15 protein-coding genes and 2 tRNA genes are annotated in these 20,123 nt (G+C 73.6%); 14 read left to right on the plus strand and 3 right to left on the minus strand.

Annotated features, from left to right (window positions below):
• Positions 1-38 precede the first annotated feature (38 nt).
• The 6 genes from ACIRQY_RS27845 to ACIRQY_RS27870 all read left to right on the plus strand — a co-directional run bounded on the left by ACIRQY_RS27845 (position 39) and on the right by ACIRQY_RS27870 (position 6,478).
• Positions 39-1,097 (plus strand): 2-aminoethylphosphonate ABC transporter substrate-binding protein, encoded by a 1,059-nt coding sequence (locus tag ACIRQY_RS27845; RefSeq protein ID WP_403930429.1) that lies wholly within the window; start codon positions 39-41, stop codon positions 1,095-1,097.
• A gap of 271 nt (positions 1,098-1,368) precedes the next feature.
• Complete coding sequence (locus tag ACIRQY_RS27850) at positions 1,369-2,904, plus strand: alkaline phosphatase family protein (RefSeq protein ID WP_403930431.1); 1,536 nt, start codon at positions 1,369-1,371, stop codon at positions 2,902-2,904.
• Between the two features lie 142 nt (positions 2,905-3,046).
• On the plus strand, positions 3,047-3,826 hold the full coding sequence (locus ACIRQY_RS27855; RefSeq protein ID WP_351782623.1) for an HAD-IIA family hydrolase: 780 nt from the start codon (positions 3,047-3,049) through the stop codon (positions 3,824-3,826).
• A gap of 118 nt (positions 3,827-3,944) precedes the next feature.
• On the plus strand, positions 3,945-4,499 hold the full coding sequence (locus ACIRQY_RS27860) for a hypothetical protein (RefSeq protein ID WP_403930553.1): 555 nt from the start codon (positions 3,945-3,947) through the stop codon (positions 4,497-4,499).
• Positions 4,500-4,501: 2 nt separating this feature from the next.
• A complete protein-coding gene (locus ACIRQY_RS27865) occupies positions 4,502-5,179 on the plus strand; it encodes a class F sortase (RefSeq protein WP_403930555.1) in 678 nt (225 codons plus the stop codon).
• Between the two features lie 258 nt (positions 5,180-5,437).
• Entirely contained in the window at positions 5,438-6,478 is a 1,041-nt protein-coding gene (locus ACIRQY_RS27870) for a glycoside hydrolase family 6 protein (protein ID WP_403930433.1), read from the plus strand.
• A gap of 70 nt (positions 6,479-6,548) precedes the next feature.
• Here the strand turns inward: ACIRQY_RS27870 and ACIRQY_RS27875 are convergent.
• Positions 6,549-6,622, minus strand: a tRNA-Lys gene (locus ACIRQY_RS27875).
• Between the two features lie 183 nt (positions 6,623-6,805).
• On the opposite strand from ACIRQY_RS27875, the gene ACIRQY_RS27880 reads away from it, so the two are divergent.
• From ACIRQY_RS27880 to ACIRQY_RS27905, 6 genes are all read left to right on the plus strand, one after another.
• The gene (locus ACIRQY_RS27880; RefSeq protein ID WP_403930434.1) at positions 6,806-8,353 is read left to right on the plus strand and encodes a peptidoglycan-binding protein; all 1,548 of its coding nucleotides are present in this window, start codon (positions 6,806-6,808) and stop codon (positions 8,351-8,353) included.
• An 823-nt stretch (positions 8,354-9,176) separates the two neighbouring features.
• Positions 9,177-11,075, plus strand: a complete 1,899-nt coding sequence (locus tag ACIRQY_RS27885; protein WP_403930436.1) for an SPFH domain-containing protein — start codon at positions 9,177-9,179, stop codon at positions 11,073-11,075.
• 152 nt (positions 11,076-11,227) lie between these two features.
• A complete protein-coding gene (locus ACIRQY_RS27890; protein ID WP_351782608.1) occupies positions 11,228-11,821 on the plus strand; it encodes a lytic polysaccharide monooxygenase in 594 nt (197 codons plus the stop codon).
• 63 nt (positions 11,822-11,884) lie between these two features.
• Positions 11,885-13,549 carry an AMP-binding protein gene (locus tag ACIRQY_RS27895; RefSeq protein WP_403930438.1) on the plus strand — a complete coding sequence of 555 codons (1,665 nt, stop codon included), beginning with the start codon at positions 11,885-11,887 and terminating at the stop codon, positions 13,547-13,549.
• A 176-nt stretch (positions 13,550-13,725) separates the two neighbouring features.
• Complete coding sequence (locus ACIRQY_RS27900; RefSeq protein ID WP_403930440.1) at positions 13,726-15,027, plus strand: sensor domain-containing protein; 1,302 nt, start codon at positions 13,726-13,728, stop codon at positions 15,025-15,027.
• Complete coding sequence (locus ACIRQY_RS27905) at positions 14,958-15,620, plus strand: response regulator transcription factor (protein ID WP_351782599.1); 663 nt, start codon at positions 14,958-14,960, stop codon at positions 15,618-15,620. Before ACIRQY_RS27900 ends, ACIRQY_RS27905 begins: the two co-directional genes overlap by 70 nt.
• Before the next feature lie 77 nt (positions 15,621-15,697).
• On the opposite strand, the gene ACIRQY_RS27910 is transcribed toward ACIRQY_RS27905, so the two are convergent.
• A tRNA-Lys gene (locus tag ACIRQY_RS27910) sits at positions 15,698-15,771 on the minus strand.
• Positions 15,772-15,858: 87 nt separating this feature from the next.
• Positions 15,859-16,617 carry an IclR family transcriptional regulator C-terminal domain-containing protein gene (locus tag ACIRQY_RS27915; RefSeq protein WP_351782596.1) on the minus strand — a complete coding sequence of 253 codons (759 nt, stop codon included), beginning with the start codon at positions 16,615-16,617 and terminating at the stop codon, positions 15,859-15,861.
• 370 nt (positions 16,618-16,987) lie between these two features.
• On the opposite strand from ACIRQY_RS27915, the gene ACIRQY_RS27920 reads away from it, so the two are divergent.
• Together ACIRQY_RS27920 and ACIRQY_RS27925 are read left to right on the plus strand one after the other, a co-directional pair.
• Positions 16,988-18,061: an LLM class flavin-dependent oxidoreductase gene (locus tag ACIRQY_RS27920; protein ID WP_403930443.1), complete on the plus strand. Its 1,074-nt coding sequence runs from the start codon at positions 16,988-16,990 to the stop codon at positions 18,059-18,061.
• 296 nt (positions 18,062-18,357) lie between these two features.
• The gene (locus ACIRQY_RS27925; RefSeq protein WP_351782590.1) at positions 18,358-20,031 is read left to right on the plus strand and encodes a glycosyl hydrolase family 18 protein; all 1,674 of its coding nucleotides are present in this window, start codon (positions 18,358-18,360) and stop codon (positions 20,029-20,031) included.
• The last annotated feature ends 92 nt before the right edge of the window (positions 20,032-20,123 follow it).

The following is a 20,123-nucleotide window of genomic DNA, read 5'->3' on the forward strand; positions in this document are numbered from 1 at the left end:
CTTCCTCAGCTTCCTTCCCCCAGGAGAAGACGAACGTCATGCGTACGTACGCCAAGCCGATCGCCGCCCTCACCGGTTCCCTCGTCCTCGCCGCCGGGCTCACCGCCTGCGGTGGTTCCTCCGCCGCCTCCGACGAGAAGGCCGTCACCGTCTACAGCGCCGACGGCCTCAAGGGCGAGGCGGGCGACGGCTGGTACGACAAGGTCTTCGCCGACTTCGAGAAGAAGACCGGCATCAAGGTGAAGTACGTCGAGGGCGGCTCCGGCGAGATGGTGCAGCGCGCCCTCCGCGAGAAGAGCAACACCCAGGCCGACGTCCTCGTCACCCTGCCCCCGTTCATCCAGCAGGCCGGTTCCAAGGGCCTGCTCCAGAAGTACGTGCCCCGGGGCGCGGACCGGGTCTCCGGGGCCGACAAGGCGTCCGACGGCACCTGGACCTCCGTGGTCAACAACTACTTCGGCTTCGTCCACAACAAGAAGGAGCTGCCGGCCGCCCCGAAGAGCTGGGAGGAACTGCTGGACGCCAAGTACCGCGACCGGCTCCAGTACTCCACCCCCGGGGTCGCGGGCGACGGCACCGCCGTCCTCATCAAGGCCATGCACGACTTCGGGGGCAAGGACGCGGCCATGGCGTACCTGAAGAAGCTCCAGGCCAACAACGTCGGCCCGTCCTCCTCCACCTCCAAGCTCGCCCCCAAGGTCGACAAGGGCGAACTCCTCGTGGCCAACGGCGATGTGCAGATGAACTTCGCCCAGTCCGCGTCCCTGCCGAACCTCGGCATCTGGTTCCCGGCCAGGGGCGACGGCAGGCCGACCACCTTCGCGCTGCCGTACGCGGCGGGCCTGGTCGAGGGGGCCCCGCACGGCGAGAACGGCAGGAAGCTCCTCGACTTCCTGCTGAGCGAGGACGCCCAGCGGCAGGTCAGCGCGGTCGGCGGCGGCTTCCCGGCCCGCGAGGACGTCAAGCCCACCGACGCCAACGCCGTCGCGCTCGCCAAGATCATGGCGGGCGTCGAGGTTTTCGAACCGGACTGGGCCGACATCGACCGCAACCTCACGTCGTACGTGGACGCCTGGAAGTCCGCCACCGGAAGCTGACACCCGGCCGCCGGGGCCGACCCTCCCGCCCACCGGGGCCGACGCCCCCGGCCACCGGAGGCCGAGGAACCCCACCGCCGGAAGCCGACGCGCCACGACCGGCGTACCACGACCGGCGTACCACCGCCCGGCACCAAGAGTTCACCGCACCACCCCTGACCACCTCCCGCGTATCGCGAAAAGATAACGGGTACGGGCCAACTCCCTTGCGCTATCAGGGGTGTCGGCCCGTACCCGCCCCGCTCCACGGACTTCCACGGAGGACTCCGACATGCCGCTGCCCGGCATCTCCCGCCGCACCGTGCTCGCCGCCGCCGGTGCCGCCGCCGTCGCCGCCACCGGGATCACCACCGCCCCCGCCGCCCGCGCGGCCGCCGGGCCCGTGCTCCCCGACGGCACCAGCAAGGACAAGGTCCTCGTCGTCGGCATGGACGGCCTGCGGTACGACCGGATCGACGCCGCCGGGGCCCCGCACCTCAAGTCCCTGATGGCGGACGGCACCTACGGCCGCTCCCTGCTGTACGCCCAGCCGATGGCCGCGACCTCCTCCGGCCCCGGCTGGTCCACGATCTCCACCGGCGTCTGGCCCGACAAGCACGGCGTCAGGGACAACACCTTCACCGGCAAGAACTACGGCCGCTACCCCGGCTTCCTCGCCCGCCTCCACCAGATCCGCCCGGAGCTCTCCCTCTTCGCCGCCGTCGACTGGCCCGAGCTCGACACCCACGGCACCGTGACCCCCGGCGCCGACGCCAAGCTGGTCTACGTCAACGACTACGCGGTCAACGACAAGGTCATCACCGACCTCACCGAGGGCGTCCTGCGCGACCAGAACCCCGACGTCCTCTTCGTCTACTTCGGCGAGACCGACGAGATCGGCCACTCCTACGGCGCCGCCCACCCCAAGTACCTCGACGCCATCGACGTCCAGGACGCCCATCTGGGCCGTCTCCTCGCCGCGATCGAGGCCCGGCCCACGTACGCCTCCGAGCGCTGGACCGTCCTCGTCGCCACCGACCACGGCCACACCGACGGGGGCGGCCACGGCGGCTCCAGCGTCGAGGAGCGCCGCACCTTCGTCCTCGCCCGGGGCCCCGGCATCGCCGTCGGTGCCCGCCCGGCCGACACCCGGCTCGTCGACGTCGCCGCCACGGTCTTCCACCAGCTCGGCATCGTCCCCGACCCGGCGTGGGGGCTGGACGGCAAGCCGGTCCAGGAGCGCTCCACCGACCCGTTCGACACCCTGTACCCCGCGCTGACCGGCCGCGTCGACGAGACCGGCATCCCCGCCGGGGTCCTCGGCTTCACCCGCACCCCGCCCGCCGGCTGGTCCGTCATCAACGGCGCCATGGGCACCGGCGGGGTCACCGAGTGGCGCGGCTGGTCCTTCGCCACCGACGAGTTCTGGTCCCGCTCCCAGCGCGACCAGTCCCGCGAGCTGAACGTACGGGCCCGGGGCGTCTTCGCCGTCGCCGACTCCGACGAGTGGGCCGACAAGGCGTTCTCCGGGACGTACGACTCCACCCTGGTCACCCCGGCGCACGACGTCTCCGGGGCGTCCCGGGTGACCCTCGGCTTCACCACCCTCTACCGCCAGGAGGGCGCCCAGACCGCCCAGGTCCTGGTGAGCTTCAACGGCGGCACCCCGACCCCGGTCAGGAGCTACACCGCCGACGTCCTCTCCCAGCCGCAGTCCCTCACCGTCGCCGTCCCCGCCAGTGCCTCCAGCGCGAGCTTCCGCTTCCGCTACACCGGGTCGAACAACTGGTACTGGACCATCGACGGAGTCACGATCGCGGCCTCCTGACCAGGGGGCGTCCCGCCGATCGGGCCCGGCCCCACGAGCCCGGCCCGTTCGGCGGGACACCCCCTAGGCTGGGGGGCGTCGCCACAGTGCTGTCGCGACGTCCCCAGCACACGCGTGTCCGTACGGCAGGAGTCCCGCACCCATGGCAGAGCGCAAGCCGATCGAATCCTGGCTCACCGACATGGACGGCGTCCTCATCCACGAGGGCGTGCCGATCCCCGGCGCCGACGCGTTCATCAAGAAGCTGCGGGAGACCGGGAAGCCGTTCCTGGTCCTCACCAACAACTCGATGTACACCGCCCGCGACCTGCACGCCCGGCTCGCCCGGATGGGCCTGGAGGTCCCCGTCGAGAACATCTGGACCTCGGCGCTCGCCACCGCCAAGTTCCTCGACGACCAGCGCCCCGGCGGCACCGCGTACGTCATCGGCGAGGCCGGTCTCACCACCGCGCTGCACGACATCGGCTACGTCCTCACCGACCACGACCCGGACTACGTGGTCCTCGGCGAGACCCGTACGTACTCCTTCGAGGCGATGACCAAGGCCGTCCGGCTGATCAACGCCGGGGCCCGGTTCATCTGCACCAACCCCGACGAGACCGGCCCGTCCCTGGAGGGCCCCCTCCCGGCCACCGGCTCCGTCGCCGCGCTCATCACCAAGGCCACCGGCAAGGAGCCCTACTTCGCGGGCAAGCCCAACCCGCTGATGATGCGCACCGGGCTCAACGCGATCGGCGCCCACTCCGAGTCCAGCGCCATGATCGGCGACCGGATGGACACCGACATCCTGGCCGGTCTCGAAGCGGGCATGCAGACCTTCCTGGTGCTGACCGGGCTGACCGGCAGGGCCGAGATCGACCGCTTCCCGTTCCGCCCCTCGAAGGTCGTGGACTCGATCGCGGACATCGTCGACCGCGTGTAGCGGCCCGCCGCCCGGCCCCTGCGGATGCGGAACGGCCCGATCCGGGTGACCCTGCCAGTACCAGGAGGTCACGATGCGTTCAGGTCCCATTGCACTCCGTGCCGCAGGGGCGGCCTTGGTGCTCGTCCTTGCACCCATGGCCGGCGGCGCGTACGCCCACGACGGCGTCAAGGCCACCGTCACCCCTTCCGGCGCCTCACCCGGCGCCGACGTCGATGTCCGCGTCGAGGGCTGCGAGGGCACCACCGGCGCCGCGAAGTCCCCGGCGTTCGTCGCCGACACGGAACTCACCGGGCGGGACGGCGGCAGATCCCCGCTGTACGGCGACACCACCGTCAGGTCCGGACTCGAAGAGGGTACGTACAAGGTCGGCGTGACCTGCGACGGCCACGACCATCCGGACGTCGGCGCCGTGGAGGTCCGGCACCACCGGCCGACCCCCGAGCCGAGCCACCACCCGAGCCCGTTCGCCCCGGTCCACGCGGGCGGCGGCGGCACCGCCGCGTACGCCGCCCCGGCGGCCCCCGGTGTCGCCCAGACCGCCACCGAGAGCGGCCTCGGCACCCCGTACACCCTGCTCGGCCTCGGCATGGCCGCCGTCGCCGCCGTCGCGGTCGCCTTCCGCAGCTCCCGCCGCCGGGCGGGCGGGCCCGCCGGTACCGGCGGGGAGTGACGGTGCCGTCCGGCTCCCGCCCGGCGGGCACCGGGCGGCTGGTCACCGGTGTCACCTGGGCGGTGCTGCTGCTCGGGCTCTGGCTCTGGGGCCACGAGGCCGCCGAGGGCTTCGGAGGCGCCTCGGGGCCGACGACCGGCGACATGGCGGCGGTGGGCCGCCCGCTGCGCGTGGAGCTGCCACCGGCCCACGACCCGATCGCCGCCGCCGAGCCCCGGCGGGTGGAGGTCCCCTCGCTCGGCATCGCCGCGCCCGTCGTGGGCCGGGGACTCGACGCCTCCGGCGCGATCGACCCGCCGCCGTTCGAGATGCCGCACACGGTGGGCTGGTTCGGCCCCGGCACCCGGCCGGGCGCCGCCGGGGCGGCCCTCCTCGTCGGCCATGTCGACACGGACGCCCGCCCGGCCGTCTTCTACGGCCTGAGCGCGGCCCGCCCCGGGGAGAAGGTCCGGATCACCCGGTCGGACGGTTCGGTCGCCGAATTCACCATCGACGACGTGCAGGTCCACCCCCGGGACGACTTCGACCCGAGCAAGGTCTACGGCCCCCGCGACCCGCGCCGCGCGGAACTCCGCCTGATCACCTGCGGCGGCACCTTCGACCGCGCGGCGGGCACGTACACGGCGAACGTGGTGGTCTCCGCCTACCTGACGGCGACGGAGACCCCCGAGGGCTCCTGAGCCGTCCACGGGGGCCGGGCGGGGGACGCCGCTCCGCCGGGGCGGCGGTCGCGCCGGACCTGGCTCCGGCCGACGGGGCGCGTCCGGGCCACCGCCGGCCGGGCCGGTCCTCGACCGGGGGCTCACGGGCGCGGGAAGGGCCCGGTGCCGCCCGGGAGGTCGGTTGCGGCCACTGTAGGGGCCCTGCCTCGCCCGGCCCAGGGGAACGGCGTGCCACGATGACCCCGACCGTTCCGCACGTGTCCGAGGGGCCCCGAATTGTCCGCACGTCCGTCCGCGTGCCGCGCCGGTTTCGTCCTCCCGGCCGCCGTGTTCCTGCTCCTGCTCCCCGCCCTCTCCGGCTGTACGTCCCCGGCCCCGCGCCCGGGGGGCGAGGCGGCCCGGGCCGCGCCCGGAGCCCGGGGCCCGAGCACCGCCCCGGTCCCCGTCCCCTACTGGGTGAACCCCGACGGCAGGGCCGCCCGCGCGGTCGCCGAGCACCTCGCGGCGGGCCGCACCGCCGAGGCCGAACTGCTGCGGAGGATCTCCTCCCGGCCGCAGGCCGAGTGGATCGGCCCCGACCGGCCCGAGGAGGAGGCCCGCGCGGTGACCGAGGCCGCCGACCGGGCCGGGAGCGAGGCCCTCCTCGTCCTGTACGACATCCCGAACCGCGACTGCGGCCAGCACTCGGCGGGCGGCGCGCCGGACGCCGCCGCCTACCGGGACTGGGTCGACGCGGTCGCCCGGGGCATCGGCGCCCGGCGGGCCACCGTCGTCCTGGAGCCGGACGCGGTGATGCACGTCGTGGACGGCTGTACCGAGCGGCGCCACCACGTCGAGCGGTACGAACTGCTGAGAGAGGCGGTCCAGCGGCTGAAACGGCAGCCGTCCGTGACCGTGCACCTGGACGCGGGCAACGCGGGCTGGGGCAGGCCGGAGCAGCTCGCGGGCCCGCTGAGGGAGGCCGGGATCGAGGACGCCGACGGCTTCGCGGTGAACGTCTCGAACTTCCGGACGACCGAGGAGAGCACCGCGTACGGCAGGCAGCTCTCCGCCCTGGTCGGCGGCAAGCCCTTCGTGATCGACACGAGCCGCAACGGGAACGGGCCCTGGGCCGAGGGGGACCCCGTCGACAGCTGGTGCAACCCGCCGGGCCGGGCCCTCGGCACCGCGCCCACCCGGGACACCGGGGACCCGCTGGTGTCGGCGCACCTGTGGATCAAGCGCCCGGGGGAGTCGGACGGTGAGTGCCGGGGCGGCCCGAAGGCGGGGGAGTGGTTCGACGCCTACGCCCGGGAACTCGCGGGCGGCGCGCGGTAGTCCGGCCGGAGAAGGGCCCGGAGAAACATCAAGACCCCCTCACCGATGGTGAGGGGGTCTTGACTGTGCGTGCGCCGCCAGGGACTCGAACCCCGGACCCGCTGATTAAGAGTCAGCTGCTCTAACCAACTGAGCTAGCGGCGCCTGCTGACAGAGAGAACTCTACCTGACCTGCGGGTGTGCTTCCGACCAATACCGGTCGCTCCCGGCCTGTCGGATGGTCGTATCAGGCCTTCGATCCGTCAAAATGCGATTTGTCCAGACAGTTGAGACACTGGCGCCCGAAACAAGGGTCAAAAGATCTTGACGAGTGTGGAGGGGAATCGCATGAGCGTGCCGGTCTTCGAGGAGTTCGAACCCGCGGCCGACTGCGGCTGCCCGGGGTGCGCCCGGCAGCGGCGTGACCTCGCGCTTGGCCTGCCCGTCCGGTCCGGCGGCCACCCCGCCGCCCACGGCGCCCGGCGCGCCCTGGTCCTGGTGACGGCGGCGGGCGTGGTGCTCGGCGGCGGCGGGGCGGGAGCGACGGCGGCCCTGTCGCCGCCGCCCGGCCCGTTCACCCCGGCGGACGCGGGGCCCGGGGCGACGGGCCCCGGGACGGTGACATCCGGAGCGGCGGCATCCGAGGCGGTGGGGTCAGGGGCGGGGGCGTCAGGGGCGGTGGCCCCGGAGGCGCGGTCCGGCCTCGCCGAAGGGGCGCAGACGGCGCCGGACACGGAGGAGGTGGCGCTGGATACGGCGGAGACGGCGCCGGACACGGCGGGCGAGACGGTACGGGCGGTGGCGGCGGCCCCCCGACCCGACACCCCGCAGGGCGGGCGCGAACCCCTGCACGGCGCTCCCGGCCCCGGGCCCTCCCCGCTGGCCACCCCCACCTCCGCCCAGATCTCCACCGGCAGCCTCCGGCGGACCACCCGCGCCGACATCATCAACCGCGCCAAGCTGTGGGTGGCGGCCCGGGTCCCGTACTCCATGGACACGTACTGGTCGGACGGCTACCGCCAGGACTGTTCCGGCTACATCTCGATGGCCTGGAACCTGCGCAGCAACGAATGGACCGGCAGCCTCGACCGCTTCGCGGACCGGGTCGACCGCGCCGATCTCCAGCCCGGCGACATCCTCCTCTTCCATAACCCGGCCGACCCGACGCGCGGCTCCCACGTGACGATCTTCGGCGGCTGGACCGACTACACCCACACCTCGTACATCGCGTACGAGCAGACCAGGCCGCGCACCCGCAAGCAGGCTACGCCGATGGCGTACTGGGAGAACTCCAGCCGGTACGTGGGCTACCGCTACAAGGGCGTGATCAGTGGCACCGGCACCGGCGGTGGTTCGACGTCGGCGCCGACGCCGTATCCCGGGTCGGCCATGTTCGGTCCCGGCGCCGACAACGCGTACGTCACCCAGCTCGGCGGGCTCCTCGTCGACCGGGGCGCCAAGAAGTACTACAGCCAGGGCCCCGGCCCGAAGTGGGGCGAGGCGGACCGGCGCGCGACCCAGGCGTTCCAGCGGGCCCAGGGGTGGCAGGGCGCGGAGGCGGACGGTCTGCCCGGCCCCCAGACCTGGCGGCTCCTCGTCACCGGCGGCGGCAAGGACATCGGCGGTTCGAGTGGTTCGAGCGGCCCGAGCGCGTCTGTGACGGACTTTCCCGGGCGTGGCGTCTTCCGTCCGGGCCGATCCAGCGCATATGTGGAGAAGCTGGGCGAACAACTGGTGAAGCGGGGCTTCGGCAAGCACTACCTGTCGGGACCCGGTCCGCGCTGGACGGAGGCGGACCGCCGCAACGTCGAGGCGTTCCAGCGGGCACAGGGCTGGCGCGGCGCAGCGGCCGACGGCTACCCGGGCCCGGAGACCTGGCGGCGCTTGTTCCGATGACCCCGAGAGCATGAGGTGGACCCGAATGACGGCACCGAACCCGAACCCCGCGGACTCCGGCGCGGCGGCCTCGCGTGACGCGGCCCGCACGGCGAGACGCCTGACGGACGGCACGCTCCCGAGGACGACCGCGCCCCACGGCCCCCGGACGACGGGAACGCCGCCGCCGACCGGCCCGAGCCCGGTGCCGCCGTCGACCGCCCCGAGCCCGGTGCCGCCGCCGACCACCGCCGAGGACGTGTCCCCCGCCTCGCTCGCGGCGGACCCGGGCTCCCCGGCGCCGGGGACGGCCTCCGGCCAGGGGACGACTCCTGGGCCCCGGGCGATGCTTGAGCCCGAGCTGGCTCCTGGACCGAGGGCGACTCCTGAGCCGGAGCTGGCTCCTGGGCCGAGGGCGACCCCCGAGCGGCAGGCGGTCCCTGAGCGGGAGGTGATCCCTGGGTCCGGGGCGGCTCCGGGGCCGAGTGGGGTTTCCGGGCCGGGGGTGGCTCCTGTTGTGGGAGGGGCTTCCGGGCCGGGTCCGGTCTCCGGGCCTGGGGAGGTCCTCGGGTCGGGGTTGGCTCATGGGTCTGGAGCGGCTTCCGGGCCGGGGGTGGCTCATGGGTCCGGGGCGGCTTCCGGGCCGGAGGCGACTTCTGGGCCGAGGGTGACCTCCGGGTCGGAGGCGGCTTCCGGATCGGGGGTGACTTCTGAGCCGGAGGCGACCCCGGGAGCGAGGGGGACCTCTGGTCCGGAAGCGGTCCCCGGGCCGGGGGTGGCTCAAGGGCTGGGAGTCGTCGCGGAGGCCCCCGCTCCTGTCGGTCCCGCCACGGGGAACGCGCCGATGCCCGTACCGGCTGTCACCACGTCGGCCCCCGAGGCCGCCGCGCGGCCGGACGTACACCCGGACCGCCCGGGCGCCCGCTCGGGCCCGCCGTCCGGCGGCGCCGAAAGGGAAGGGGCCCCGGGGCCCGGACCTTCCTCCCGTACGACACCGGCCCCGTCGGCCACCACGGGAACCCCTCCGGCCCATGGGCCGGGGTCCACGGCATCGGACACCTTCCCGGCCCCGGCCGGGGGGTCCGCCACCACGGGAGGCCCTCCCGCTCGCGGGGGAGGGCTGACGGCCACGGGCGCCGTCTCCGGTGACGACGGAGGGCCCGCCGCCCCGGGCGCTCTTCCCGCTTCGGGCGGTAGGTCCGCTTCCCCGGGTGCGCTTCCGGTCCGTGGGGGAGGGCGCGCTCCGGGCGCCGCCTCCTCTTCCGGCGGGGAGGCCCTGACCCCCGGCGCCCTTCCCGCCCCGGGTCCGGGCACCGGCCGGTCTGGTGGTTCCGCCCCGCTTCCCGATCGGCACGCCCGCCCGGTGGGCCGGTCCGGTCCGGCGCCGGTCGTCGGAGGGGGCGGGGCCGCCGGTCCCGTACCCCGCACCGGAGCGGGCGGCGGTGGCCTCGACTTCGGGCGGATCGCCGGGGTCCGGGTGGGGGCCCTCGCCGTGCCCGTCGCCGCCGTCGTGCGGGTGGCACGGCGGAAGAACGTGATCGGGACCGAGACCACCGGGTCCATCCCGGTGCACCTGCTCTTCCGCGACGAGCCGGAGGGCCAGGCGCTCCCGGTGCCGGGGGACGACGACGGCGGCCCCGACACCGTCGCCATGGCCGCGCCCGTACGGAAGGGCCGGGGGCCCGCGATCCCGGCGCCGTCGAAGGTCGAGCCGTCGCCCGGGGCGCGGCCCGGCGACCGGGTCGGTGAACGGCGCGCCCAGGCGCGGGCCCTGGCGGAACGGGACCGGGCGCGGGACACCGCCCCGGCGGCGCCCGCCCGCCCCGCGCCCACCGCCGATCCGGCGCTCGTGGAGCGGCCGGGGCCGGTGCTGCCGGGCTGGGCCGGGGTGCTGGGCGGCGCGCTCGCCCTCACCGGGTGCGCGGCGATCGTGTGGTGGGCCGGGGCGGTCCCGGAGGAGGCCGCGCGGATGCTGCGGCTGCCGGTGCGCCCGTACCACGGCGTCCCGCTCGGACAGTGGGCGCTCCTGGCGCTCGGCGTCGTCCTCACCCTGTTCGCGTTCGGCGGGCTGGGCAGGGGCCGGGTCGGCTACGCGTGGGTCCTGACCCTGTTCGGCGACTACCGGGGCACGGTCCGCCGTACCGGACTGGTGTGGGTGAGCCCGCTGCTGCTGCGCCGCCGGGTGGACGTACGGCTCCGGCACTGGCGGAGCGAGCCGCTGCCGGCGGTGGACGCGAAGGGCACGGCGCTGGACGTGACCGTGCTCGTGGTGTGGCGGGTGCGGGACACGGTCCGGGCGGCGCTCGGGATCGACGGGCACGAGGAGTACCTGCGCGAGCAGGTGGAGGCGGCGATGGCCCGGGTGCTCTCACAGCTTCCGGCGGACGCGTTCCACGAGGACGCGCCGACGCTGCGGGACGCGGAGGCGGTCGGCGAGGCGCTGACGCGGATGCTGTCGGCGGAGTGCGCCCCGGTCGGGGTGGACGTGTTCTCGGCGCAGCCGACGCGGATCGAGTACGCGCCGGAGGTGGCGGCGGCGATGCGGCGGCGGCGGATCGCGGCGATCGACGCGAAGCACCGGGACAGCGTGCTGACGTCGGTGGTGGACGCGGTGGACGACGTGGTCCACCGGCTGACCAGTCGTGGTCTGGTGGAACTGGACGACTACGAACGCAAAGCACTGGTCAAGGACCTGACGGTGGCGTTCTACACCGGACGGACAGGTCCCGTGGAGGGCGCGTGAAGGGATGGACAGGCTCAACTTCCGTCCATACCTTGGTAGTTGGTCCAGACCACAAAAAGAGGTAGCGCGGCACGGCTCCCCGGCCGTGCCGCGTCCCGCACCCGTGCAGCACGGCCCGACGGAACTCCCCCACGTTCTCCAGGAGCGACAGCATGCGCAAAAACTCAGTAGGGGCGGCGGTGGTGGCGCTCGGCGTCGCCGGCGTCACCTTCCTCTCCACGGGCAGCGCCGGAAGTCACGGCTACACCGACGCGCCGATCAGCCGCCAGAAGCTCTGCGCCAACGGCACCGTGACCAACTGCGGCAACATCCAGTGGGAGCCGCAGTCGGTCGAGGGCTCGAAGGGCTTCCCGTCCGGCGGTCCCGCCGACAGCAAGATCTGTTCGGGCGGACTCTCGCAGTTCGCCCAGCTCGACGACCCCCGGAACGGCGCGTGGCCCGCGACCCAGCTCACGGCCGGCCAGAGCTACAGCTTCCGCTGGCAGTTCACGGCCCGGCACGCCACCACCGACTTCAAGTACTACATCACCAAGAACGGCTGGAACCCGAACCAGAAGCTGACCCGGGCCGCCCTCGACCCCCAGCCGTTCCTGACCGTCCCCTACAACAACCAGCAGCCGCCGTCGACCCTCTCGCACTCCGGGACGATCCCGGCGGGCAAGACGGGCCGCCACCTGATCCTGGCCGTGTGGACGATCGCCGACACCGGCAACGCCTTCTACGCCTGCTCGGACGTCAAGTTCTGACGGACGCCCGGCGTCCGGTCACGGGCGTTCAATTCTGACGCTTCGTCAGTTACAGTCCGCCGCATGAGGGGTGCGGACACCGTCGCGGAACTCGTACGGCGCCAGTGGGACGACCACCGGATCGGGCTGAGGGACGAGCACCACACCCTCACCCACCACCAGGTCGCCTCGGGCGCCGCCGCGCGGGCCGCCCTGCTCGTGGACCTGATGCCACCCAGGCCGGGGTGCGAGCCGCACCTCGGCCTGCTGCTCGACAACACACCGGAGTACCCGCTCTGGCTCAGCGCGGCGGCCCTCGCGGGGGCCGCCGTCGCAGGGATCAACCCGACCCGGCGCGGCGCCGAACTCGCCCGAGACATCCGTCACACCGACTGCCGGGTCCTGGTCACCCAGCTCGCCCACCTGCCGCTCCTCGACGGGCTGCCGCTCCCCGGACTCCGGGTCCTGGTCACCGACACCGACGCCTACCGGGAACTCCTCGTCCCCTACGGGTCCGCCCGGCCGGGGGACGCCCGGCTCGGTCCGGTCCGCCCCGACAGCCGCTTCCTGCTCTCCTTCACCTCGGGTTCCACGGGCGCGCCCAAGGCTGCGCTCTGCAGCCAGGGCCGTCTCGCCGCCGCGGGAGCCTCGCTCGTCGCCCACTTCGGGGTGCGGCGGGACGACGTCCACTACGTCTGCATGCCGATGTTCCACGGCAACGCGGTGATCGCGGACTGGGCGCCCGCGCTCGCCGCCGGGGCGGGCGTGGCGCTCCGGGCCCGGTTCTCCGCCTCCCGCTTCCTGCCGGACGTCCGCCGCTTCGGCGCCACCTACTTCACCTATGTGGGGCGGGCCGTGCAGTACCTGCTCGCCACCCCGCCGGGCCCGGACGACCGCGCGCACCCGCTCCGCCTCGGCTTCGGCACCGAGGCGGGCGCGGTGGACGCGGCCCGTTTCCGGGAGCGCTTCGGGGTGCCGCTCGTCGAGGGGTACGGCTCCTCCGAGGGCGGCGCCGCGATCCAGCGGACCCCGGACACCCCGGCGGGCGCGGTCGGACGGGCCGCGCCAGGCGACGACCTGGCGGTGGTGGACGCGGAGACCGGCGCCGAGTGCCCGCCCGCCCGGTTCACGGCCGACGGCGGGCTCCTCAACGCGGCCGAGGCGGTCGGCGAACTGGTCAACCGGGGCCGGTCGCCCTTCGAGGGCTACTGGCGCAACCCGGCGGCGGAGGCGGCCCGGCTGCGCGGCGGCTGGTACTGGACGGGGGACCTCTTCTACCGGGACGCGGACGGCCACCTCTACTTCGCGGGCCGTACGGACGACCGGCTGCGGGTCGACAGCGAGAACCTGGCGGCGGCGATGATCGAGCGGATCCTGGCCCGCTGGGACCGGGCGGCGGGGGTCGCGGTGTACGCGGTGCCGGACCCGGTCGCGGGGGACCAGGTGATGGCGGCGCTGGCCCTGCGCGAGGGAGCGGTCTTCGACCCGGAGGCGTTCGGGGCCTTCCTCGCGGCCCAGCCGGACCTGGGCACCAAGATGCCGCCGAGGTTCGTGCGGGTGATGCCGGAGCTGCCGCTGACCGCCACCAACAAGGTCCACCGGGTGGGCCTGCGCCGGGCCGCCTTCCTCTGCCAGGACCCGGTCTGGTGGCGCCCGTCCCCCGGCGCGCCGTACGAACCCCTCACCCCGGAGGCGACAGCCGAACTCCAGCGGGAGTACACCCGCCACGGCCGCTCCCCGACACCCTGAGGGCCCCGGCCATCCCCCCGAGGGCCCGCGCCCCGAGGGCCCGCGCCCCGAGGGTCCGCGCCCCGAGGGTCCGCGCCCCGAGGGTCCGCGCCCCGAGTGGGTAGTCCCAGCCCCACCCCCTCCGCACCCCCCACCCCCATCGCCCTCCGCACGGCCCCGCGCCTACCGTGGCGCGCATGGAAGCCCGTACGCCCTGGCAGGCGCTCACCCGGCCCCGGTTCCCGCGCGGCCCCCGGCCCTGGCGCGCCCTCGGGTACCTGCTGTCCGGGGGTCTCCTGGGGGCCGTCGTCTGCGGGGTGTTCCTGCTCCTCGGGGTGTTCTCGCTGGTCCTGGTGGGGCTGCCGCCGCTGCTGCTCTCCGGGCTCGCCCTCGGCGGGATCGAGCGCCGCCGCCTCCGGCTCGTCGACCCGGACCCCGCCCCCGACCCGCACCGTCCCGCCACCGTCCCCGGACCGCTCGCCTGGCTCCGGCTCCGGGCGGGGGAGCGGGCGACCTGGCGGGAGCTGGCGTACGCGCTGCTGCTCGCCACCGTCCTGTGGCCGCTGGACCTGCTGGCCGTCGCCGTCGCGGCGGGCCTGCCGCTGGTGCTGCTCAGTGCCCCGGTCCAGCTGGCGGCGGACGGCCACGAGACCAAGGTCGTCAAGGCGTACCTGGTGACCTCCTACCCCGAGGCGTTCGCGGCGGCGCTGCTCGGCGTCCTGGTCCTGGTCGCCCTGGCCCGTCCGCTGGCGGCGTTCGCCGGGGCCCGCGCGGCGCTCGCCCGTGCGCTGCTCGCCCCGCGCGGGGCGGCGGGAGACGACCGGATCGGGGAGGTCATCGCCTCCCGGGCGCGGCTGGTCGACGCCTTTGAGGCGGAGCGGCGCCGGATCGAGCGCGATCTGCACGACGGCGCCCAGCAGCGGCTCGTCGCCCTCGCGATGACCCTGGGCCTGGCCCGTCTCGACGCGCCGCCGGGCCCGCTCGCCGAGCAGCTGGCGAAGGCGCACGCGGAGGCGGGCCTGGTCCTGACGGAGCTGCGGGAACTGATCCACGGGATCCGCCCGCAGGTCCTCGCCGACTACGGTCTGGGCGAGGCGCTCGCCGACGCGGCCGACCGGTCCGCCGTCCCCGTCGACCTGGACGTCGATCTGCCCCGGCTGCCGGAGGCGGTGGAGAGCGCCGGGTACTTCGCGGGCTGCGAGGCGCTCGCGAACCTCGCCCGGCACAGCGGTGCCTCCCGGGCGCGGCTCACCGCCCGGCTGGCGGCGGGGACGCTGCGGCTCGACGTCGAGGACGACGGGTGCGGCGGCGCCGACCCGGCCGGGGGCAGCGGGCTGACCGGTCTCGCGGACCGGATCGCCGTCCTGGACGGCACACTGACGATCACGAGCCCGCAGGGCGGGCCGACCCTTCTGAGAGTGGAGATCCCTTGTCCCGTACGGTCCGCAGGCTCCGTGTCGTCCTCGCCGAGGACGGCGTCCTCCTCCGGGAGGGCCTGATCGGGCTGCTGGCCCGGTTCGGGCACGAGGTCGTCGCCGCCGTCGGGGACGCGGACGCGCTGCGGGCGGCGGTCGCCGCGCACGATCCGGACGTCGTGGTGACGGACGTGCGGATGCCGCCGGGCTTCCAGGACGAGGGGCTGCGGGCGGCGGTCGCGCTCCGCGCCGAGCGGCCCGCCCTGCCGGTCCTCGTCCTCAGCCAGTACGTGCAGCGCAGCTACGCCGCCGATCTCCTCGACGCGGGGGACGGCACCGGCGTCGGCTATCTGCTGAAGGACCGGGTGGGGCAGGTGGAGGAGTTCCTGGACGCCCTGGCCCGGGTCGCGGACGGCGGGACGGTCGTCGATCCGGAGGTCGTACGGCAGCTGCTGCGGCGGCACCGCGATCCGCTGGCGGCGCTGACCCCGCGCGAGCGGGAGGTCCTCGGGCTCGTCGCCGAGGGCAGGTCGAACGGGTCGATCGCCCGCCACCTGGTGGTGACGGAGGCGGCCGTCGGCAAGCACATCGGCAACATCCTGGCGAAGCTGGACCTGCCCCCGGCCGATGACACCCACCGCCGGGTCCTCGCGGTCCTCACCTATCTGCGGGCCTGAGGGCCCGTACGGCCCCAGCCCGTACGGGCAACGACGAGAAAGGCCCCTCGCTCTCGCGAGGGGCCTTTCTCCGTCTGTGCGCCGCCAGGGACTCGAACCCCGGACCCGCTGATTAAGAGTCAGCTGCTCTAACCAACTGAGCTAGCGGCGCCTACTGACAAAGAAAATACTACCTGGTCCCGGCGGGTGCTCCCGACCACCTCGGGGCGAGTGCTCGGGACCACCCCGGGGCGGGCGGTCAGATCGCCAGCGAGAGGACGACCGGGGCGGCCCTGCGGTTCAGGGTGTCGGCGGCCGAGCGCAGCCGGTGGGCGTGCTCGATCGGGAGGGAGAGCGCCAGGCAGCCCACGGCGGAGCCCGCCGTCAGCGGGACGGCCGCGCAGACCGTGCCCACCGCGTACTCCTGGAGGTCGAGCACCGGGACGGTGGCGGGCTGGCTGTCGAGCTTGGAGAAGAGGACCCGCTCGTTGGTGATGGTCCGGGAGGTCAGCCGGGCGATCTTGTGGCGGGAGAGGTGGTCCCGCCGTCCGTTCTGGTCGAGCTGGGTGAGCAGGCACTTGCCGACCGCGCTGGCGTGCGCCGCCGAGCGGAAGTCGACCCATTCGTTGACCTTGGGGGTGCGCGGCCCGTCGGCGAACTGGGTGATCTTCACCTCGCCGTCGATGTACCGGCTGATGTAGACGGCCGCTCCGACGGAGTCGCGCAGCTCGGTCAGGGTCTCCTGGAGCTTGGCCTCCAGTGCTTCGCGGCGGGTCATGCCGGAGCCCAGGAGGACGAGCGAGTCCCCGATCACGTACGCGCCGTCGGCGACCTGCTCGACGTACCCCTCGCGGCGGAGCATGAGGAGCATCGAGGAGAGGTGGGCGACGGGCAGCCCGGTCTCACGGGCGATCTGGACGTCCGTCACTCCGCCGCCGTGCCGCGAGATCGTCTCGAGGACGCGCAGCGCGTATTGCACCGAGTGGAACGGCGCGGTGGGCTCGGGCTTCAGAGCCACGGTTTCCCCCTACCAGGTTGTGACCGCAAGCTTTCGTACCACGATAGCCGCCAAGCGCCCTCCACGGGACGGCTGTTGGCGAGAAGGGTGCGGAGCATCCCGGCCGTACGCTGGGCCGCACCACCCTGGCATATGCCCCTGTCATGAAATGAGCGCAGATCCTCAGGTCAGGGCGGTGCCCCCGAGTCCTCGGGCATACGTTCGGCCGGTGGCGAACGGGAGATTTCCCGGCGGAAGCGGAAGGCGGGGAGGCCCCTCCGGTGGCCGAGAAGCGACGGAATAAACGGAGCCGCCCTCCTGTTCTTGTCGAGTCCAAGCCGAACCACGAGTCCGTGCGCGTTCCGCACGGACGCCGAGGAGGATCCCGAAGGTGACCGACGCCATCCGAGGAGAGGCGCGGGGCTCCGCGCCCGTGCCGCTGTCCGTGCTCGACCTGGTCACGGTCGGGGCCGGCCGGACCGCGACCCAGGCACTCGCCACCAGCGTCGAGCTCAGCAGGCTCGCCGAGCGGCGCGGCTTCCACCGGCACTGGGTGGCCGAGCACCACTCCATGCCCGGGGTCGCCTCCTCCTCCCCCGCGGTGATCCTCGCCCACCTCGCCGCCCACACCCGGCGCATCCGCCTCGGCTCCGGCGGCGTCATGCTCCCCAACCACGCCCCGCTCGTGGTGGCCGAGCAGTTCGGCACCCTGGAGGCGCTCGCGCCCGGCCGGATCGACCTCGGTCTCGGCCGCGCCCCCGGCACGGACGGCGCCACGGCCGCCGCTCTGCGCAGGACCGCCACCCTGAACGAAGGGGCGGACGACTTCCCGGAGCAGCTCGCCGAGCTGACCCGGTTCCTCGACGACGACTTCCCCGACGGGCACCGGTACGCCCGGATCCACGCCGTGCCCGGCCCGGTGCAGGGCCCGAAGGGACGCCCGCCGGTCTGGCTGCTCGGCTCCTCCGGCTTCAGCGCCCGGCTCGCCGGACTGCTCGGCCTGCCCTTCTCCTTCGCCCACCACTTCTCCGCCCGGAACACGGTCCCGGCGCTCGACCTCTACCGGGACTCGTTCCGCCCGTCGGCGGTCCTCGACGCCCCGTACGCGATGATCGGCGTCTCCGCGCTGGCCGCCGACGAGGCGCCGCAGGCGCGCCGCCAGGTGCTGGCCGGGGCGCTCGCGATGCTGCGGCTGCGCACCGGACGGCCGGGTCTGGTGCCGACGCCGGAGGAGGCGGAGACGTACGGATACAGCTCCGCCGAGCGGGAGTTCGTGGACGACTGGCTGGCGAACGTCGTGTACGGCACCCCGGACGAGGTCCGCACGGGCCTGGAGGACCTGCGCAAGCGGACCGGCGCCGACGAGCTGATCATCACGGCGAACGCGCACGGCGGGGACGCCCGGCTGCGGAGCTACGAGCTGATCGCGGACGCCTTCGAACTGCCCGAACTCGAAGGGGAGTAGAGGCGGAGGTCCGGAGTCCGGCCTCTTTCGGGGAGAAAAAACCGGGCTCCACAAGCGGGTTGGTTCATTCCCCAACCATCCGCCCGACCGCCCTAAGCAGACCTTAAACCGCTCGTCACCGATGGTGGCGGGCGGTTCTGTTTTGTGCTGCGCGCCCCTGACAAGGCCTTTCTTCCGCGAATTGGTCTAGTCCTCAATCTGGTTCAGACCATTGACGCGGTGTTCACGGGCCGGTTATCACTTCTCCAACTCCAGTACGGCACCACCCAGTACTCCCCCCACATCGGAGGCCGCACGTGCACCCCCGTAAGCCATTGATCGCCGCGCTGCTCAGCACGGCCCTCGCCGCAGGCGCCCTCGCGGCCACCGTCGGCCTCGGTTCCGCCCAGGCGGCCGGCACGTCGACCTCCGCCGCCGCCGCGAGCGGTGTGCGCATCGCGTACTACGACCAGTGGAGCGTCTACGGCAACGCGTTCTACCCCAAGCACCTCGACACCCGGGGCATCGCGGGCCAGCTGGACGTCATCAACTACTCGTTCGGCAACATCCACCCCACCAACCTCACCTGTTTCATGGCCAACAAGGCCGCGGGTGACGACAACAACCCCAACGCGGGTGACGGTGCGGGCGACTCGTACGCCGACTACCAGAAGTCCTTCAGCGCGGCGGACAGCGTCGACGGCGTCGCCGACAAGTGGGACCAGCCGATCGTGGGCGTCTTCAACCAGTTCAAGGAACTGAAGGCGAAATACCCCCACCTGAAGATCAACATCTCCCTCGGTGGCTGGACCTACTCCAAGTACTTCAGCGACGCGGCCAAGACGGACGCGAGCCGCAAGAAGCTCGTCACCTCCTGCATCGACCAGTACATCAAGGGCAACCTGCCCGTCGACGCGGGCTTCGGCGGCGTCGGCTCCGCGGCCGGGATCTTCGACGGCATCGACGTCGACTGGGAGTACCCCGGTTCCAACGGCGGCCACCTGGGCAACCACTACGCCCCCGAGGACAAGCAGAACTTCACGCTGCTCCTCGCCGAGTTCCGCAAGCAGCTCGACGCGTACGGCACGGCCAACGGCGGCAAGAAGTACCTCCTGACCGCGGCCCTCCCGGCCGGCCAGGACAAGATCAAGTACATCGAGACGGACAAGATCGGCGCGTACCTCGACTACGCGAACATCATGACGTACGACATGCACGGCGCCTGGGACGGCGACGGGCCGACGTACCACCAGTCCCCGCTGTACTCCGGCACGAACGACCCGACGGACCCGATCGCCCCGGGCACCGAGAAGTACTCGGTCGACGCCGCGATCGATTCCTGGATCGACGGCAAGCCCGCCTACGGCATCGCGGGCGGCTTCCCCGCCAACAAGCTGACCCTGGGCTACGAGTTCTACTACCGCGGCTGGAAGGGCGTCCCCGCCGGGACCGCCAACGGCCTCGGACAGCCCGCCACCGGTGGCTCCGCCGCCCGCCCGCTCAGCCAGGCGGCCGGCATCGCGCACTACAAGGAGCTCGGCGGCATCGTCGACAACGCGGCGACGACCTTCTGGGACGACCAGGCCAAGGCCTCGTACTTCTACAAGAACGGCGAGTTCTTCACCGGTCTCGACCAGAAGTCCATCCAGGCACGCGTGGACTACGCCAAGCAGCGCGGCCTCGGCGGCGCGATGATGTACTCGCTCCTCGGTCTGGACGACAACGCCACCCTGCTGAAGCAGATCAACACCGCGCTCGGCGGCACCAACATCCCGCCCACCACCCCGCCGACGACTCCGCCGACCACGCCTCCGACGACCCCGCCCACGGGCTGCGGCTCGCTCCCGGCCTACGTCGCCGGATCGGTCACCAACGCCAACGCCCAGGTCTCCCACAACGGCCGCAAGTGGAAGGCCAAGTGGTGGACCCAGAACGAGGCCCCCGGCACCACCGGCGAGTGGGGCGTCTGGCAGGACCTCGGCGCCTGCTGAGTGCCTGACCCGGCGGACGCCTGAACCGCCGAACCCCTCATGAACCGCTGCCCCCGCCCGGAATGTCCCTCCGGCCGGGGGCAGTTCCATGC

This window comes from Streptomyces sp. NPDC101490 (assembly GCF_044767145.1).
Taxonomy (GTDB): domain Bacteria; phylum Actinomycetota; class Actinomycetes; order Streptomycetales; family Streptomycetaceae; genus Streptomyces.

Coding starts and splice junctions, on each gene's coding strand:
- ACIRQY_RS27850 (WP_403930431.1), top strand. CDS start 1,369: ATGCCGCTGCCCGGCATCTCCCGCCGCACCGTGCTCGCCGCCGCCGGT.
- ACIRQY_RS27895 (WP_403930438.1), top strand. CDS start 11,885: ATGAGGGGTGCGGACACCGTCGCGGAACTCGTACGGCGCCAGTGGGAC.
- ACIRQY_RS27845 (WP_403930429.1), top strand. CDS start 39: ATGCGTACGTACGCCAAGCCGATCGCCGCCCTCACCGGTTCCCTCGTC.
- ACIRQY_RS27900 (WP_403930440.1), top strand. CDS start 13,726: ATGGAAGCCCGTACGCCCTGGCAGGCGCTCACCCGGCCCCGGTTCCCG.
- ACIRQY_RS27890 (WP_351782608.1), top strand. CDS start 11,228: ATGCGCAAAAACTCAGTAGGGGCGGCGGTGGTGGCGCTCGGCGTCGCC.
- ACIRQY_RS27880 (WP_403930434.1), top strand. CDS start 6,806: ATGAGCGTGCCGGTCTTCGAGGAGTTCGAACCCGCGGCCGACTGCGGC.
- ACIRQY_RS27855 (WP_351782623.1), top strand. CDS start 3,047: ATGGCAGAGCGCAAGCCGATCGAATCCTGGCTCACCGACATGGACGGC.
- ACIRQY_RS27885 (WP_403930436.1), top strand. CDS start 9,177: ATGCCCGTACCGGCTGTCACCACGTCGGCCCCCGAGGCCGCCGCGCGG.